Below are 17470 nucleotides of genomic sequence, written 5' to 3' on the forward strand. Positions count from 1 at the left end.
CTGCACGTCTTCCTTCAGCACGCGGTTCTTGGGCCCGGTGGGTGTGACCTGGGCCAGATCGACGCCCAGTTCGCGCGCCAGCATGCGCACCGCCGGGCCGGCATGCACATGCGCGCCCGCCGTCTTGTCGTCGCCTTGCTTGTAACGTGCCTCGGGGCTCGGCTCGCCCGTGGGCTGCTTGGTAGACGACGTCGACTTGGAAGCGCTCGCCTTTTGCTGACCGGAATCAGCCTTCTGATCCGCCTTGCCAGCGTCGGACTTCTTGCCGGCATCGGCTTTCTTGGCCGGCTTCTTGCTACCGGCCACCTCTATATAGCCGATCAGGTCGCCCTCGGAGACGCTGTCACCCTCCTTGACCGAGACTTCGACGACCTTGCCCTTGTAGGGGCTAGGCACATCCATTGAAGCCTTATCGGATTCCAGCGTGACCAGCGTGTCTTCCTCGCTGATCTCATCGTCCTCACCGATGGCGATTTCGATGATCGGCACGTTCTCGCTACCGCCGATATCGGGGACGCGGAGTTCCTTGCGGCCACCCTCGTCGCCACCTTCTTGCGTCTCGTCTTCGGCGTCTTGCTCTTCGGTATCCGCGTCCGACTCGGCACTACCGGAGTCGCCTTCCGCCGGCGCTTCGTCGGTCTCGCCGTCTGCGTCGTCACCTTCGTCGACGATCTCCATGCTGCCGATCAGGTCACCCTCGGAGACGCTGTCGCCCTCCTTGACCGCCAGCGAGACGAGCTTGCCACTGTAGGGGCTCGGCACATCCATCGATGCCTTGTCTGATTCCAGCGTGATCAAGGTGTCTTCCGCGCTCACCTCATCGCCTTCACTGACCGGCACCTCGATGATCTCGACGCCTTCGCTGCCGCCGATGTCCGGCACCTTCACTTCAACGGTGCGCTTGCCGCCGCCGGAAGACTTCTTCTTCGGCGCCGTCTTCTCGGGCTCGGCCTCGTCCTTTTCCTGAGACTTGGCGTCGTCCTGGGACTTGGCATCTTCTTGAGAGGACGCGTCGGCGTCGCTATCGTCCTGACCGTCGTCGCCACCTTCGGCTTCGAGCTCGAGGATATCGTCGCCCTCGGAGACACTATCGCCTTCCTTGACCAACACCTTGACGACCTTGCCGCCCTTGGGCGCCGGGACGTCCATGCTGGCCTTGTCAGACTCCAGCGTGATCATGGTGTCTTCGGCGGCGATGACATCGCCTTCGGACACCGCCACCTCGATGATCTCGACGCCGTCACTGCCGCCGATATCGGGAACTTTGATGATTTCGCTACTCAAGGTCGCGCTCCTTTCCAATCTGGCAGTCTGGTCGTCCCGGCAATACATCGCACCCGGGCAATACGACCAGACCAGGCAATCTGGCCATGGCCGCCACCGCGTCTAACCGGTGGCGGCACCTTGATGGGACACTTCAGTCCATGACATCAACGGGGCTCAAGACACCAGCGGGCTGGGCTTGGCAGGGTCGATGCCGTATTTCTTCATGGCATCATTGACGACCTTGGCGTCGATTTCACCGCGACTGGCCAGCGCACGCAGCGCCTGAATGGTCACGTAATAGCGATCGACTTCGAAGAAACGACGCAACGCTTCACGCGTGTCGGAACGCCCGAAACCATCGGTCCCCAGCACATGGAAGTCACTCGGTACCCAAGCACGAATCTGATCGGCGTAGAGCTTCATGTAGTCGGTCGAGGCGATGACCGGCCCCTCGACATCTTTCAGCTGCTGTGACACCCACGGCTTCTCACGCTTCTCATCGTAGTCGAGGAACTGCAGCCGGTCGTATTCGAGCGCTTCGCGACGCAGCTCGTTGAAGCTGGTCACGCTCCACACATCGGCGACGACATCGTGCTCGTTCGCCAGCATCTCGGCGGCGGCTTCGACCTCGCGGAGAATCGTCCCGCTGCCCATGAGCTGCACGCGCGGCTGCTTCTTGCGACCGTCCTTCTTGCCTTCCTGAAGCAGGTACATGCCGCGAACGATGCCTTCCTCGCTACCCTTCGGCATCTCCGGGTGCGGGTAGTTCTCGTTCATCACGGTCAGATAGTAGAAGCAGTTTTCCTTGTCCTGGAACATGCGCTTCAGACCATCCTGCAGGATCACCGCGACCTCGTGGCCATAGCACGGGTCGTAGGCACGGCACGACGGCACGGTCGACATCAGGATATGGCTGTGGCCATCCTGGTGCTGCAAACCCTCGCCATTGATGGTCGTGCGCCCAGCGGTACCGCCGATCATGAAGCCGCGCGCCTGCAGGTCGCCGGCAGCCCAGACCAGATCACCGACGCGCTGAAAGCCGAACATCGAGTAATAGACGTAGAACGGAATCAGCGGCAGGTGGTGGTTGGCATACGCCGTCGCCGCCGCGATCCACGCGGAGATGGAACCGGCTTCGGTGATGCCTTCCTCGAGGATCTGGCCCTTCTGGTCCTCGCGGTAGTACATGATCTGGCCGGCATCCATGGGCTCGTACTTCTGCCCTTCGGCGGCGTAGATACCCAACTGGCGGAACATGCCTTCCATCCCGAAGGTACGCGCTTCGTCAGGAATGATCGGCACCACGCGCGCGCCCAGTTGCTTGTTCTTGACCAGACCGTTGAGCACACGCACGAAGGACATGGTGCTGGATACTTCGCGATCGCCAGAGCCCTTGAGCTGGCTGGCGAACATCTTGTCGTCGAGCCCGGGTATCTCGAGTGCCTCGAAGTCGTTCTTGCGCGCCGGCAAGAAGCCGCCGAGCTTCTCGCGCTGGAGATGCAGATACTTCATCTCCGGGCTATCGTCGTCGGGCTTGTAGTACGGGATGTCGCCGCTTTCGATCTGCTCGTCAGTGATCGGCACGCCGAAACGATCACGGAACGTCTTGAGCGCGTCGGTATCCATCGACTTGATCTGGTGAGCTTCCATGTCGGCTTCGCCGCTACCGCCGCCCATGCCATAGCCCTTGACGGTGTGCGCCAGGATGACGGTGGGACGATTGCCAGCATTATTGACCGCTTCATGGTAGGCCGCGTAGACCTTCTGCGGATCGTGACCGCCGCGATTGAGACGGAAGATCTGCTCGTCGGAGTAGTCCTTGACCATCTCCGCGGTTTCATCGTACTTGCCGAAGAAGTGCTCGCGGGTGTACTTGCCGCCTTGGGCCTTGTAGTTCTGGTACTCGCCGTCGACCGCCTCGTCCATGCGCTTTTGCAGCATGCCCTTGGTGTCCTGTTCGAACAGCGGGTCCCACTGACCGCCCCAGACGACCTTGATCACGTTCCAACCGGCACCGCGGAAGACCCCTTCGAGCTCGTCGATGACACGCGAATTACCGCGTACCGGCCCGTCGAGACGCTGCAGGTTGCAGTTGATGACGAAGATCAGGTTATCGAGCTTCTCGCGGCTGGCTAGATGCAGCGCGCCTAGCGATTCCGGCTCGTCGCACTCGCCGTCGCCGAGGAAGGCCCAGACCTTGCGGTCCTGCATGTCCTCGAGCTCACGCGAATGCAGGTACTTCATCACGTGGGCCTGATAGATCGCCTGGATCGGCCCCAGTCCCATGGAAACCGTGGGGAACTGCCAATAATCCGGCATCAGGTACGGGTGCGGGTAGGACGGCAGGGCTTCGCCGTCGACTTCCTGACGGAAGTTATCCATCTGCTCCTGCGTCAGGCGGCCTTCCAGAAACGAACGTGCATAGATACCCGGCGTGACGTGCCCCTGGATATACAGCAGGTCGCCCTTGTGGTCACCGTTGTCGGCACGGAAGAAGTGGTTGAAACCGACTTCATAAAGCGTGGCACTGGACTGATAGCTGGCGATGTGACCGCCCAGACCCTTGTGCTTCTTGTTGGCGCGCAGCACCTGAACCATCGCATTCCAGCGGATGGCCGAACGAATCTTGCGCTCGATGAACATGTCACCGGGCATCTTGGCTTCGCGATGCATCGGAATGGTATTGCGATGCGGCGTGGTCCCGGAAAAGGGGGGAGAAGAGCCATCGCGACGCAGACGATCCGCCAAGCGGCTCATGATGTACCGAGCGCGCTCTTCGCCCTCATGCTCGATGACCGAGGCCAAGGAATCCAGCCATTCCGTGGTTTCGATCGGATCGAGATCGTTTCTTGCCTCCAGACTCATAGACGTCTCTCCGAATGAAGATTGTATGTCGGTCATGGCCCGTCTACGCATCGCGATGGGGCCTGTGGCGCTCTTCAGTGCGGGCGCGACCTTCTTTGGGTCGTGTCTCCGAGAAAACTTTCTGTAATTTCCTTACAGCGGGGCGTGCAAGACGCACGAATTCAGGACACGACGATACCGCAAACGCTGTCTGCTGCCAATTCGATAGGCCGCAAGCGACCTGCAAAATACTTATTGCTCACACCCGCTTAGGCCATATCAAAGAGATGCGACAAAGGTTTACACGATGTAGTGAATTTACACGCATGCGTTGCCTCAAGACGCCGCGCCCTCTACTTCCTCGAGACAACGACGAAAATAGGCCCAATCAAAGGCCGGGCCGGGGTCGGTCTTGCGCAACGGCGCGATATGCGCGTGGCTGGTCATCCGTTCGACACTCAAGGCAGGATAGTGCGCTTGCAAGGCACTGAACACGCGCACCAGACAGCGATACTGCGCGTCACGATAGGCATGAATGTCGTCGCCCTCCAGCTCGATACCGATACTGAAATCGTTGAGTTCACGACGTTCACGCTGGCCATCCCACCAACGCGAGCGACCGGCATGCCAGGCGCGCCGGTCGAACCCCACGAACTGCACTGCTTCACCGTCGCGACGAATCAGCACATGCGCCGAGACCCGCAAGGCGTGAATCGTGGCAAAGTAGGGATGCGCAGCGGGATCGAGACGATTGGTGAACAAACGCTCGATGGCATCGCCACCGAAGTTTCCCGGCGGCAGGCTGATGGCATGCAGCACCAATGCCGATACTTCCCCTTCGGGGCGCGCATTATGATTGGGCGAGACGACGTGCCGCGCCGTGGTGAGCCAGTGATTGTCGACCCGCATGCCTGCTCCTATCTTTTCAGGGCGTACTGCTCGCAACGTACTTCTCGAAACGTACTTCTCGAAACGTACTGCTTAAGACGAACTTTTCAGGATGCGCGCGAATGACCAGCGTCCCCCTGACCGAATCGCCGTGATCCCGATATAATGCCCCTATTGTCGCACATCAAAGAAAGGCGCCTGACATGCAATATCGCGAAGCTCTCGCGGAGGATATCCGCACCAGTGCCGCCCGCCTGCTGGCCGAGGACGTCGGCCCCGGCGACATCACCGCACAGTTGATTCCCGCCAAACAGTGGGCCTGGGCGCGCGTCGTGGCCCGCGAGGACGCGGTGCTGTGCGGGGTGGCCTGGGTCGACGAGCTTTATCGGCGTCTCGACCCGAGCGTCAAACTCCATTGGCATGCCGCCGATGGCGATGCCCTGGCGCCCGAGGAGACCTTTCTTGAGCTGGAAGGCCCCGCGCGCAGCCTGATGACCGGTGAGCGCGCAGCCCTCAACCTGCTGCAGACACTCTCGGGCACGGCGACGCGCACGCGCGATTACAGGGCACTGGTCGCCGACACCGGCGTGGCACTGCTGGATACGCGCAAGACCCTGCCCGGCCTGCGCTTGGCGCAGAAATACGCCGTCACCTGCGGCGGCGGCCATAACCACCGCCTCGGGCTACACGACGCCTTTTTGATCAAGGAAAACCATATCGCCGCCTGCGGCGGCATTGCCAAGGCCGTCACCGCCGCGCGCCGCATCGCCAGCGACCTGCCGGTGGAGGTAGAAGTAGAAACGCTCGACGAACTCGACGCCGCACTCTCCGCCAGCGCAGACACCATCATGCTCGACAACTTCGATCTCGAGACGCTGCGCGAGGCAGTCGCACGCACGGCCGGTCGCAGCCGCCTGGAAGCCTCCGGCAATGTCAGCGAAGCAACCCTGCGCGATATCGCCGAAACCGGAGTCGACTGCATCTCCATCGGCGCGTTGACCAAGGACGTCAAAGCCGTCGATCTATCGATGCGTGTCGTACGCACCGAAATGCTTTAACGATCCTCATACGGTCGTTTCCGTTGATCTAGCGGGCTCAGCGACCGAACGCCAGCATCCGCTCCAAGGGCTTGAGGGCCCGCTGACGCAGCGCCGCCTCAATGTGAATCTCGCCACCACCTTCACTGAGGGCGCGCTCGAGGCGATCCAGGTCATTCATTGCCATCCACGGGCAGTGCGCACAACTCTGGCAGGTCGCGCCATTGCCCGCCGTGGGCGCCTCGAACAGCGTCTTTTCCGGCACCGCCTGCTGCATCTTGTAGAAGATGCCACGATCGGTGGCCACGATCAGGCGCTGCTGGTCGAGTTCGCGCGCGGCCTTGATCAGTTGCGAGGTCGAGCCCACTACGTCGGCCAGCTCGACCACTCCCATCGGCGACTCGGGATGCACCAGCAAGGCGGCGTCGGGGTAGACCTTCTTAAGATCCAGCACACCCTGGGCCTTGAACTCCTCGTGCACGATGCAGGCGCCATCCCAGAGCAGCATGTCGGCGCCAGTACGCTCGCGGATATAACGTCCCAGGTGCTTGTCCGGCGCCCACAGGATCTTTTCGCCGCTGGCCTGGAGATGCTCGATGACCTCGACCGCGATCGACGAGGTCACCACCCAATCCGCGCGCGCTTTGACCGCCGCCGAGGTATTGGCATAGACCACGACCGTGCGGTCGGGGTGCGCATCGCAGAACGCCGCAAACTCATCCGCCGGACAGCCGTCATCTAACGAGCAGGTCGCTTCCAGCGTGGGCATCAACACGGTTTTCTCGGGGGACAGGATCTTGGCGGTCTCGCCCATGAAGCGGACGCCCGCCACCACCAGGGTCGTGGCCGAGTGCCGGGCGCCGAAGCGCGCCATCTCCAGGGAATCGGCCACACAGCCGCCGCTTTCCTCGGCCAGCTGCTGAATGGCATCGTCGGTGTAGTAATGCGCCACCAAGGTGGCATTACGCTCGCGCAGCAAACGCGTGATCGTTTCAGTCTGCGCACGTGCCTGCGCACTCGGCGCGACCGGGCAATACGCACGGGCCAGCGACGAGGCTGCCTCAGGCGCTTTCGGTGTCATGATCGTCATCGTGTCTACCACTGTGACTGGCAGGGGCTCCCCCTGCATAACGAGAAGCGCCGCGCCGCGATCTCTTCGCGGACACACCGCACCCGATTTCATGATACTGCCCGTCGATGCCGGCTCGCCAGCACCGTGTTCACACGAATATCGTCACCGGGGCATGGCTCCAGAACGCAAAAACCCCGCCTCATGCGAGACGGGGTTGAATGCTGGTGGGTCGTGTAGGATTCGAACCTACGACCAATTGGTTAAAAGCCAACTGCTCTACCACTGAGCTAACGACCCATAACCTGCCCATTCAGACAGTTGTCGGCGGCAATGGTGGGTCGTGTAGGATTCGAACCTACGACCAATTGGTTAAAAGCCAACTGCTCTACCACTGAGCTAACGACCCGCCGCCGGGTCTTCGAAACGTACATCGCGCCACGCCACTCAAGGACGCTGGACAATGGTGGGTCGTGTAGGATTCGAACCTACGACCAATTGGTTAAAAGCCAACTGCTCTACCACTGAGCTAACGACCCGTCCCGATAGGGCGCACATAGTACTGATAACACTCGACATTGACAAGATTTTTTTGCTGGAAAGCCGCTCACTGCGAGCGCCGAGAACTCTTCGGCTTGCGCATGGCATTGACCGGGCGGCGCTTGTTCTTATCGCGGCTCCAGCGGTTCTTCTCGTCAGGCGTCAACGCGGGAACCTTGCGTGCCGACAGACCCGCCAATTGCGCCAAGTCATCTACCTCTTCCTGGGAAAGTTCGACCCATTCGCCCGCCTTGGCGCGTTTATCGAGGAAGATATTGCCGTAACGAACGCGTTTGAGGCGGCTCACCGTGAGCTCTTGCGACTCCCAGAGACGCCGCACCTCGCGATTGCGCCCTTCGAGAATCACCACGTGGAACCACGTATTGATGCCTTCGCCGCCGAACTCCTGGACATCGGTGAAGCGCGCCGGACCATCTTCGAGCATCACCCCCTCGGTCATGGCGGTCACGTTTTCCGGGCGAACGCCGCCCATTACGCGTACCGCGTATTCGCGCTCGACCTGCGTGGAGGGATGCATCAAGCGGTTCGCGAGTTCTCCGTCAGTGGTGAATAACAATAAACCGCTGGTGTTGATATCCAGGCGACCGATGGCGATCCAACGCTCGCCTTTGAGGCGCGGCAAGCGATCGAAGACAGTCCGCCGTCCTTCGGGATCGCGGCGCGTGCACAACTCGCCCTCGGGCTTGTTGTACATGATGACGCGCCGCGGCACTTCCTCGGCATCGCGCAGGTTGACGGGGCGCTCGTCGAGAGTGACCCGGTCACGCGTCTCGATGCGATCGCCCAGTGTGGCGACCTGGCCATTGACCTTGACGCGACCATCGGTGATGGCGGTTTCCATCTCACGGCGCGAGCCGAAGCCCGCGCGGGCCAGTACCTTCTGCAATTTTTCGGTAGGCGTGTTCATGAATCGAACGTTGTCTCGTCTGTTGAATGTTCCGCGTCCGCCGCGTCAAAAGCGTTGGTGTCACCCTCTGCAGGTGACGCCCCGGCTTTCTCTTCCCGTCGGCGGGCGCGTTCGGCCAGGCGAGCTTCGAGTTCGGCGAAGCTCACTCCCGACCGCTCGGACGCCGTCCCGGCGTGCTGATCGTCGGCCGTCCCGGCCGTCGTCGTATCTATCGTGTCTGGCTCGGCCTCGGATGGCGACGTTGCCTGCGACGCATCCTCTACCGGTGACGTATTCTCGACGTTGTCGGCGTGACTGTCACGCGCCGATGAATGATCCGCCTCATCCTGCCCCAACGTTTCCTTATCGTGCCCCAGAGCCTCCTCGAAACGCGTCTCGAATTCCTTGAGCTCGTGCATCGGCGGCAGGGCATCGAGGGTCTTGAGGCCGAAGTCGTCGAGAAAGGCACGCGTAGTGGCATAAACCGAGGGCCGCCCCGGCACATCACGCTGTCCCACGACGCGGATCCATCCCCGCTCGGTCAGGGTACGCATGATCGAGCTGCTCACCGAGACCCCGCGCACTTCCTCGATATCGCCACGGGTGACGGGTTGACGATAGGCGATCAGCGCCAAGGTCTCCAGCAGCGCGCGCGAATAACGCTGCGGCTTTTCATCCCACAGCCGCGATATCCAAGGCGAAAAACGTGCACGAATGCGCACTTGAAACCCTGAGGCGGTTTCGATGAGTTCCAGAGCGCTATGCTCGAGGCGCTCGCCGAGGCGCGCCAAGGCATCGCGCAGCTCACCGCGCGATGGGCGCTCACGCTCATCGAACAGGCTCTCCAGGCGTTCGGAGGTCAGCGGTTCGCCGGCGGCCAACAACGCCGCTTCGCAGACTTCGTCGAGAGACGTCGGCGCCTCGTTCATCGGGGATCCTCTTCGGCATCGGCGAAGGCGCTTTCTCCGCCGTCGTCATCGTCCGTCCCAGCGGTATCGTCGACCGCCTCGGCCACCAACCGGGCACGCACATGAATCGGCGACAGCGGCGCGTTCTGCGCGATCTCGATCATCGCCTCCTTGGCCAGCTCGAGAATCGCCATGAAGGTCACCACCACGCCCGCGCGCCCCTCCTCGAGCGTGAACAACGCCTCGAACAGGGTATAACGCTGGCCGTCCAGCTGTTCCATGATACGTAGCATACGCTCGCGGGTAGATAGCACCTCGCGGCTGATCTGGTGAGACTGCTGAAACTCGGCCCGCTTGAGCAGTCCCGACAGGGCATGCAGAAGCTCATCCAGCTCGACCTGAGGATGAACCACTCGGGTCTCGAGCGTGGGCAGCGCCGCCTGAGCCGCCACCCAATCGCGCCCTTCGCGCGGCAATTCATCCAGCCCCTCGGCGGCCAGCTTCAATTGCTCGTATTCCTGCAGGCGGCGGATCAGCTCGGCGCGCGGATCTTCGGCGTCCTCGTCCTCGCCCTTGGGCGGACGCGGCAACAACGTGCGCGACTTGATCTCCGCCAGCATCGCCGCCATCAGCAAATACTCGCCGGCCAGATCGATCTCCAGGGCCCGCATCAGCTCGACGTATTCGATGTACTGATGCGTGATCGCCGCTACGTCGATGCCCAGGATGTCGAGGTTCTGACGCCGGATCAGGTACAGCAATAAATCGAGCGGCCCTTCGAAGGTTTCGAGAAAGACACGCAACGCTTCGGGCGGAATGTAGAGATCTTCCGGCAGCTCGGTGATGGGCTGATCGTGCAGGCGCGCCAATACCGCCGCTTGGGACGCGGCCAAGGCGGTATCGGCACTGACGGGCTCGGCGGTATCACTCACGCGTGACGCTCTCCTCGATTGCGCCTCACGGCGCGACCTTCGACAAACGCGCAGTGTAGCAAGGCCACCGGGAGGCGAACACGCCCGCGTCATGCAAGACGTGTCGGTGGATCGTCAGGCGCCCTCGGTCGTCCGCGCGAAACGTCGATAAGTGAACTCGGGCGCACCCGAGGCATCGCGTACCGCCAAGGTCTGCACGTCATCGTGATAAGGCGATTTTTCGCATACCGGGTCCATCTGCGCAGCGTCACCGGTGAGCATCAGCGCCTGACAACGGCAGCCGCCCCAGTCGATTTCCTTGCGCTCGCAGCTCTGGCAAGTCTCGGGCATCCAATCCGTACCGCGATAGGCGTTGAAGGCCGGACTGTCGTACCAGATATCGTCCAGCCCATGATCCACGACATTCCAGAACTCCAAGTGCGGGATCGTCTCCGCCGCATGGCACGGCAGCACCTTGCCCGAGGGCGTTACATTGAGGGACTGGCGTCCCCAGCCATTCATGCAGGGCTTGGGCAGACGCGCATGGTAGTCCGGCACCACGGCGTCGATGACAAGACGCCCTTGCAGACACTCACGCGCGGCCTCGACCCGCTCGATAGCCTCCATGACCTGCTCGCGACTCGGCATCAGGGCCGCGCGATTGACCAGCGCCCAGCCATAGTACTGCGCATGGGCGATCTCCAGACGCCGCGCGCCCAATTCTACGGCCAGATCCACGAATTCATCGATCTGATGCAGGTTGGCGCGATGGATCACCGCGTTGAGCGTCAGCGGTAAGCCAAGCGCCGTCACCTCGGCGGCGAAGGCGCGCTTGCGTGCATGGGCGCCGACCATGTTGGCGATATGGTCCGTCACCTCGGGCGTCGCGCCCTGAAACGACAGTTGAACGTGATCGAGGCCCGCGTCCGCCAGGGTCTCCAGCCGGGGGCGGTCGATGTTGACGCCGGCGGTGATCAGATTGGAATACAAGCCCGCGTCAACGCAGGCCGTCACCAGCTCGGGCAAGTCGGGGCGCAGCGCGGGCTCTCCACCCGAGAGATGGACTTGCAGCACGCCAAGCTCGGCGGCTTCGGCGAAGACGCGTTGCCAGGTCGCGGTATCCAACTCTTGGCGACGGCGTTCCAGCGCCACTGGGTTGGAGCAGTACGGGCACTGCAGCGGGCAACGGTGCGTCAACTCCGCCAGCATCCCCATAGGCGGCTGCACGGCATGCGCCTGCGAATGTGTCATGCGACCTCCAGGACACGTTTCTCGACCAACCCAGCGAACATGGTCGTCACATCCTCGGCAATGCGCTCGCGCGGCGCCTGATAGGTCTCGCACAGTCGATCGATGATCGTGCCGACACTACGCTCGCCGTCTACTTCACTAACTACCGTTTGTGCGATGCCATCGAGCTGGAAGACTCGCTCAGGGGCCAGCAGTACCCAGCCGCCCCGCTGCTTGTCTTCTCGCAGCCTGACACCACGCGGTAGGCGCACGATGTCGCTTTCCTGAATCGCTGTCATAACGTCTGCGTTTCTCTATCGATCGTCGGCCGCGCCCGTGTCGCCCCATGCCCCGGGGGGCACGTGACCGGGAGCGACATAGGCATGATGAAGGGCATCCAGTTGCGTCCACAGCACGTTGCACTTGAAGATCAACGCATCGAGCACCGCTTGCTGCTGGTCGAGTCGTCGCGCGTGGCGTTTGACGTAATCGAGCGCCATATCAGCATCCCGCGGGGCCTGGGTCAGGCGCGGCTCGAAATAGGCTAGGGTCTCGGCGGAGACGAAATCGTAGTGCTTGAGCATGCCGCTGACGCGCTGACCGATCACCATCGGGGAAAACAACTCGGTCAGTGAAGACGCGATGGCTTCCAGCACGCTGCGCTCGCGCACGAAATGAATGTAGGCATCCACCGCGAAACGCGTGGTTGGCAATATGTGCCGCGTCGAGACAACCATATCGCGGTCGAGGCCTAGCCCATCGGTAAGCATCAGCCAACGTGCGATTCCCCCTTCGCCCTCGGCTTCGCCATCATGATCCACCAGCCGCGAACGCCACTCACGACGCAGCGCCGGATCGTCAAAACGCGCGATCAGCGACGCATCCTTGTGCGGGATCATGGCCTGATAGTAATAGCGATTGAGCGCCCAGGCCTGCACCTGACGGCGATCAAGCTCGCCGTTCTGCAACATCAACTGAAAGGGGTGCCGGTGGTGGTAACGCTGCTCACCAATGCTGCGCAGACGAGCTTCCAGAGCCTCTGCGCTCAGCGGTTCTTGCAGCGGTGCGTCGATATCGTTCATCAGCACTCCAACTCCATGCCGTCATAGGCGATTTCCCATCCCATGCGCGCCGCTTCCCGGCGCTCGGGTGAGCCATCTATCAACACCGGGTTGGTATTGTTGATATGCAGGAAGACACGCCGGCCAAGCGAAACCGACGACAGCTTCGCCATGCTGCCCGTATCGCCGGACATCGCCATGTGCCCCATGCGCTGCCCTGTCTTGTGGCCAACCCCGGCACGGATCATCTCGTCATCACGCCACAAGGTGCCATCGAAAAGCAGTACATCGGCCCCTTCGAGACGCGCCGCCAATGCGGGCGTCATCGCCGCGCAGCCGGGGATGTAATACGTACGGCGGCCCGCGGCGCGGAACTCGATGCCCACGGTCGCCTCGCCTTCGGCGCCAATGTCTACCTGCTCGCCTTCCAGATACAAAGCCGTCTTGCCCGGCACCGCAAACATACGTGCCTCGAGCCCTTCGGCAAGCGTCAGAGGCTGCTCCAGCGCCACCGACACACGCTCGACGTAATCCGGATTGAGCACATTGAAAATCGGGCTGTCACGCAACACGGCCTGGATCTCCGCCGTGGCATACAACCGGTAGGGAGAGCTTTCACGCAGACTCAACAAACCGCCGACATGGTCCACATCGGCATTGGTCAGCAGGATCGACGCGATGGGCGTGTGGCGACACCCTTGTTGGGGGAAGAGCGCCGGCGTTCGGCGTATCTGTGTCAGCACCTCGGGGGCGCAATTGATCAGGGCCCACGAGCGACCATCGGCACTGACGGCAATGGAGGATTGTGTTCGTGGCGTGACGCGTGGATCGCCTGACCACGCCAGCCGACATACTTCACAACGGCAATTCCATTGGGGCAGACCGCCACCGGCGGCCGCCCCGAGTACACGAATATACAAAGCCGCCTCAGAATTCGGCGGGCATGTAATCGTTGATTTCCAGCGCGATGCAGATCTCTTTGACTGCCGGAGTGGTCCAAGTCATGTCGTTTCTCCGCTAGTGGGTTTGCCTTTTCATCATAACCCCTTGATAGCACTATCGCATTAGCAATTACAAAGAATGCGCATATTGATCACGCATCACCCATCGGCCTTGCGATAGCGCCCTGTATAGTCGAAGAGCTTGTCGCGAATCTGCCAGTAACGCCCGACCTTGCGTCCCACGACGAAATCCGGGGCCTTGAGTCGATGCTCGTCGGCGATGACCTCATCCGCCGAGCGTGGCTGCCAATCGCTGCCCGGTGCGCGCAGGTGGTAGCGCAAGAACGCCAGCGTGAAAGCACGACGCTGTGCGGGCGTTTCCAGCGCGAACCATTCGTCGAGCGTGGCGCCATCCTCATCGTGATAGGTCACCTTCAAGCGCGGTAGCCCCCGCCCGTTGAGCACCGATTGCAGCTGCATGCCCGACACGCGCAGCACCTTTGCTTCCTTGAGTCGTAGGGCCGCCTTGAGTTTGTCATCGGGGTCGACCATGCGCTCGCCGCATTGATGGCAAGCTCGCGCGGCGATGTCGTTTTCCGCGCCGCACTGATCGCAGACCTTGAAGCGAAAGCGAAAGTCACACTGCTGGCGCTGGCCGTCCACGCCTTCCACCAGGCCTTGGCAGCGCCGGCCGTGATGCTCGATGACCAGGTCACCATCACGCTTGCCCCAGAACAGATTGGCGTGCCCGCACGCCGGGCATTCCACCTGAACCGGCTCAGCGTCTGAATCCGGGCGCGGCTCACCGACTTCCGGCGCGTATAGATCCCAGGGATTGCCCGCGTAATCGAGGATCAGACAGTCTTCCTTGCCCGGGGACAGGCGTAACCCGCGCCCGACGATCTGTTGATACAGGCTGACGGACTCCGTAGGTCGCAGGATGGCGATCAGATCCACATGCGGCGCGTCGAACCCGGTGGTCAGCACCGCCACGTTGACGAGATACTTGATCTCGCGCGCCTTGAAGGCCGCAATCAAGCGCTCGCGCTCCTTCGTGGGCGTCGAGCCGACGATCAACGCCGCCTGCTCGGCCGGTAGGTAACCGACGATTTCCTCGGCGTGAGCCACGGTGGCCGCGAAGATCATTACGCCACACCGCTCGCGCGCCTGCTCGACAACCTCGGCGATGATGCTCGGCGTCGCCCGGTGCCCCTGAACGACGCGATTCAACTCGGCTTCCTCGAAGCCGCCATCGCGTCCGGGTACCAGGCGCGAGAAATCGTAACGGGTCTGCCGACCATCCTCGGCGTAGAGCGCCGCATCCACGCGCTTGGGCGCGACCAGATAGCCCTGCTTGACCATCAGCCGCAGTGGCTGCTCGAACACACAATCCTGGAAGAAGCTCTCGGCCTCGCCACGCACCATGCCATGATGATGGCGGTGATAGATGAACCCTTGCCCCAGGCGATACGGCGTCGCAGTCAGCCCCAGCACCTTGAGACGCGGATTGTGCTTGCGCAGATGCGCGATCACGCGATGATAGCTCGACGGCGCCTTACTCTGGCGGGCGTCGTCACTGGCAGGCGGAGGAATGCGGTGACATTCGTCGATGACCAGCAGGGTAAACGCGCCCCACTCGTCGTGTGCCTCGAAACGCGCCAGACTATTGACCACGGACTGCACCGAGCCGAAGACCACCTGACGCTCGCTCTCCTTACGCCCTAGGCCAGCGCTGAATAAATCCGCCTCCAGGCCGTAAGCCAGATACTTGGCATGGTTCTGCTCGACCAGCTCGCGCACGTGGGCCAACACGAGTACTCGCCCCCGAGCCAGACGTGCCAGCTCGGCGATCACCAACGACTTGCCACTACCGGTCGGCAACACCACCACGGCCGGATCGTCGCTCTCGCGAAAGTGCTCGACGACCCGAGACACGGCCTGTTGCTGATACGGACGAAGCGAGGGCGCGCTCATGGCAAACTTCCAATCGAATCAAAAAGCGCATCCTACCACCGGCGACAAGAGCGGCCAGATGGCAATACAGACCTTGATCTCGCTCCCCCGCGCCCCGACCTCATGAGTGAGGCGCAGATGACAACGATCACCCCGTATCGCATTAATGTTTCCGGCCAGGAGGCCCCATGCAAGCACCAAGCAGTCCCGATTGTCCTGAATGCGGTAGTCGCGCCAAGCGTTTCCCTCCCGGTCGCGAGGGGCAATATCATGTTTTTTGCAAAAAATGCGACCATGATTTCGGGCGTTACGACCGCCTCGTCGCCGACTACCGTCATCTGCTCGACGACCTGGAAGCCCATCTCGGAACCTCGGACAACGCGCCACGAGACATCTGAGATTGTTATCGGCACTTTTCACTGACATTCGTCATTCGGAGATCCTTCATGTCCTCGACTCAATCCCATTTCGTGGTGCTCGCCGAATTCCGTCTCAAGGAAGGCCAAATACCCGCGTTTCTCGCCTTGGCGCACAACGACGCCAACGAATCCCTGGCCAATGAGGAAGGCTGCCTGGCATTCGACGTGCTGACGCCGGAAGGCAGCGATAACGTCGTCGTGCTGCACGAAGTCTATCGCGACCGCGACGCCTTCGAGCATCACATGCAGATGCCCCACTACGCGCCTTTCAAGGAAGGCAGCGCGCCGCTGCTCGCCGACGAGCCAAGCGTGCGCTTTTTCTACACGGCCATGCGTCCCGAATAAGCGCTTGTTGCCGTTAAAACGTCACGCAAAAACCGCGGCACCGAGTTTTACTCGGGACGCGGTTTTGTCTCTATATTAGCGGGCATCAACTCAATTCATTCACTACCGCCTGGGTTATCTCACGTGTCGTTGAAGCACCGCCCACATCCCGGGAATGGACACCGGAGCGCGTCAAACGCTCAATGGCCGCCATCAGTCGCTCGGCCGCCGTAGTTTCTCCCAAGTGCTCGAGCATCATGACCGCTGTCCAAAAGGCGCCGACAGGATTGGCGATACCTTGCCCTGCAATATCGAAGGCCGAGCCGTGGATAGGCTCGAACATGGAAGGAAAGCGGCGCTCAGGATTCAGGTTAGCGGTCGGGGCAATCCCCAAACTCCCCGTCAGCGCTGCTGCCAGGTCGGAAATGATATCGGCATGCAGGTTGGTGGCCACCACGGTGTCCAGGGTGTCCGGCTTGAGCACCATACGCGTGGTCACGGCATCGACGAGCTCACGATCGATCTCGACGTCGGGATAGTCCTTGGCCACCTCGAAGAACACCTCGTCCCACAACACCATGCCGTGCCGTTGAGCGTTGGATTTAGTCACCAGGGTCAACTTCTTGCGCGGCCGACTTTGCGCCATCTCGAAGGCAAAGCGGTGGATGCGCTCTACCCCCTTGCGCGAGAAGATCGACACCTCGGTGCCGATTTCCTCCGGCAAGCCGCGGTGAACCCGCCCGCCATTACCGGAATACTCGCCTTCGCTGTTCTCGCGGATGATCACCCAATCGATCTTGTCGGCGTCCTGCAGCCGGCTGCCGATCCCGGGTAATAAACGAGCGGGACGCACGTTGGCATACTGATCGAACCCCTGGCAGATCGCTAGACGCAAATCCCACAGCGATACATGGTCCGGCACGTCCTGGCTGCCCACCGCGCCGAAATAGATGGCATCGAAAGTGGCCAGTTCTTCCAGGCCGCCCTCGGGAATGTAGCGACCATGCTCCAGGTAATAGTCTGAGCTCCACGGGAAATCGCTAAAGGCGAAGCTCAACTCGCCGCTTTTCTCCGCCAGGGCCTGCAGGACCTGTTTGCCGGCCTCGATGACCTCGACGCCGACGCCGTCCCCAGGAATCACGGCGATCTTGTGATGACGCATGGTGAATATC

General features: G+C 61.7%; 16 protein-coding genes and 3 tRNA genes. 3 read left to right on the plus strand and 16 right to left on the minus strand.

From position 1 onward, the window contains the following. The 3 genes from OP494_RS15560 to ampD form a co-directional block, all read right to left on the minus strand. Positions 1-1284: biotin/lipoyl-containing protein (locus OP494_RS15560; protein ID WP_280542161.1), on the minus strand; the 1284-nt coding region annotated here is incomplete at its 3' end. A gap of 156 nt (positions 1285-1440) precedes the next feature. Then, complete coding sequence (gene aceE / locus OP494_RS15565; protein WP_280542163.1) at positions 1441-4131, minus strand: pyruvate dehydrogenase (acetyl-transferring), homodimeric type; 2691 nt, start codon at positions 4129-4131, stop codon at positions 1441-1443. 315 nt (positions 4132-4446) lie between these two features. Continuing rightward, entirely contained in the window at positions 4447-5019 is a 573-nt protein-coding gene (ampD, locus tag OP494_RS15570; protein WP_280542164.1) for a 1,6-anhydro-N-acetylmuramyl-L-alanine amidase AmpD, read from the minus strand. Positions 5020-5201: 182 nt separating this feature from the next. Here ampD and nadC point away from each other — a divergent pair, with 182 nt between their 5' ends. Further along, positions 5202-6056: a carboxylating nicotinate-nucleotide diphosphorylase gene (gene nadC, locus OP494_RS15575; protein ID WP_280542166.1), complete on the plus strand. Its 855-nt coding sequence runs from the start codon at positions 5202-5204 to the stop codon at positions 6054-6056. Positions 6057-6093: 37 nt separating this feature from the next. Here the strand turns inward: nadC and nadA are convergent, their stop codons facing one another. The 12 genes from nadA to OP494_RS15635 form a co-directional block, all read right to left on the minus strand. Next, complete coding sequence (gene nadA / locus OP494_RS15580; protein WP_280542169.1) at positions 6094-7125, minus strand: quinolinate synthase NadA; 1032 nt, start codon at positions 7123-7125, stop codon at positions 6094-6096. 204 nt (positions 7126-7329) lie between these two features. Continuing rightward, positions 7330-7404 (minus strand) — tRNA-Lys (locus OP494_RS15585). 34 nt (positions 7405-7438) lie between these two features. Further along, positions 7439-7513 (minus strand) — tRNA-Lys (locus tag OP494_RS15590). A gap of 55 nt (positions 7514-7568) precedes the next feature. Continuing rightward, positions 7569-7643 (minus strand) — tRNA-Lys (locus OP494_RS15595). A 68-nt stretch (positions 7644-7711) separates the two neighbouring features. Continuing rightward, positions 7712-8572 carry a 23S rRNA pseudouridine(2605) synthase RluB gene (gene rluB / locus OP494_RS15600; protein WP_280542170.1) on the minus strand — a complete coding sequence of 287 codons (861 nt, stop codon included), beginning with the start codon at positions 8570-8572 and terminating at the stop codon, positions 7712-7714. Continuing rightward, positions 8569-9480 carry an SMC-Scp complex subunit ScpB gene (gene scpB, locus OP494_RS15605; protein ID WP_280542172.1) on the minus strand — a complete coding sequence of 304 codons (912 nt, stop codon included), beginning with the start codon at positions 9478-9480 and terminating at the stop codon, positions 8569-8571. Before scpB ends, rluB begins: the two co-directional genes overlap by 4 nt. Then, positions 9477-10352 (minus strand): ScpA family protein, encoded by an 876-nt coding sequence (locus tag OP494_RS15610; RefSeq protein WP_280542308.1) that lies wholly within the window; start codon positions 10350-10352, stop codon positions 9477-9479. Before OP494_RS15610 ends, scpB begins: the two co-directional genes overlap by 4 nt. A gap of 153 nt (positions 10353-10505) precedes the next feature. Then, the gene (pqqE, locus tag OP494_RS15615) at positions 10506-11621 is read right to left on the minus strand and encodes a pyrroloquinoline quinone biosynthesis protein PqqE (RefSeq protein ID WP_280542173.1); all 1116 of its coding nucleotides are present in this window, start codon (positions 11619-11621) and stop codon (positions 10506-10508) included. Beyond that, on the minus strand, positions 11618-11899 hold the full coding sequence (gene pqqD / locus OP494_RS15620) for a pyrroloquinoline quinone biosynthesis peptide chaperone PqqD (RefSeq protein WP_280542176.1): 282 nt from the start codon (positions 11897-11899) through the stop codon (positions 11618-11620). The genes pqqE and pqqD overlap by 4 nt, the downstream gene beginning before the upstream one ends. 15 nt (positions 11900-11914) lie before the next feature. Further along, positions 11915-12682 carry a pyrroloquinoline-quinone synthase PqqC gene (gene pqqC, locus OP494_RS15625; protein ID WP_280542177.1) on the minus strand — a complete coding sequence of 256 codons (768 nt, stop codon included), beginning with the start codon at positions 12680-12682 and terminating at the stop codon, positions 11915-11917. Next, complete coding sequence (pqqB, locus tag OP494_RS15630; RefSeq protein ID WP_280542179.1) at positions 12682-13581, minus strand: pyrroloquinoline quinone biosynthesis protein PqqB; 900 nt, start codon at positions 13579-13581, stop codon at positions 12682-12684. The genes pqqC and pqqB overlap by 1 nt, the downstream gene beginning before the upstream one ends. Before the next feature lie 180 nt (positions 13582-13761). Next, positions 13762-15576, minus strand: a complete 1815-nt coding sequence (locus tag OP494_RS15635) for a DEAD/DEAH box helicase (protein ID WP_280542180.1) — start codon at positions 15574-15576, stop codon at positions 13762-13764. 167 nt (positions 15577-15743) lie between these two features. Between OP494_RS15635 and OP494_RS15640 the strand changes: the two genes are divergently transcribed. Both OP494_RS15640 and OP494_RS15645 read left to right on the plus strand, forming a co-directional pair. Beyond that, entirely contained in the window at positions 15744-15953 is a 210-nt protein-coding gene (locus OP494_RS15640; protein WP_247619524.1) for a transposase, read from the plus strand. Between the two features lie 48 nt (positions 15954-16001). Continuing rightward, positions 16002-16319, plus strand: a complete 318-nt coding sequence (locus tag OP494_RS15645) for a putative quinol monooxygenase (RefSeq protein WP_280542183.1) — start codon at positions 16002-16004, stop codon at positions 16317-16319. An 85-nt stretch (positions 16320-16404) separates the two neighbouring features. Here OP494_RS15645 and OP494_RS15650 read toward each other — a convergent pair whose 3' ends face one another. Continuing rightward, a complete protein-coding gene (locus tag OP494_RS15650) occupies positions 16405-17460 on the minus strand; it encodes a tartrate dehydrogenase (protein WP_280542185.1) in 1056 nt (351 codons plus the stop codon). Positions 17461-17470 lie beyond the last annotated feature (10 nt).

Source organism: Chromohalobacter sp. 11-W (assembly GCF_029889905.1).
GTDB lineage: Bacteria > Pseudomonadota > Gammaproteobacteria > Pseudomonadales > Halomonadaceae > Chromohalobacter.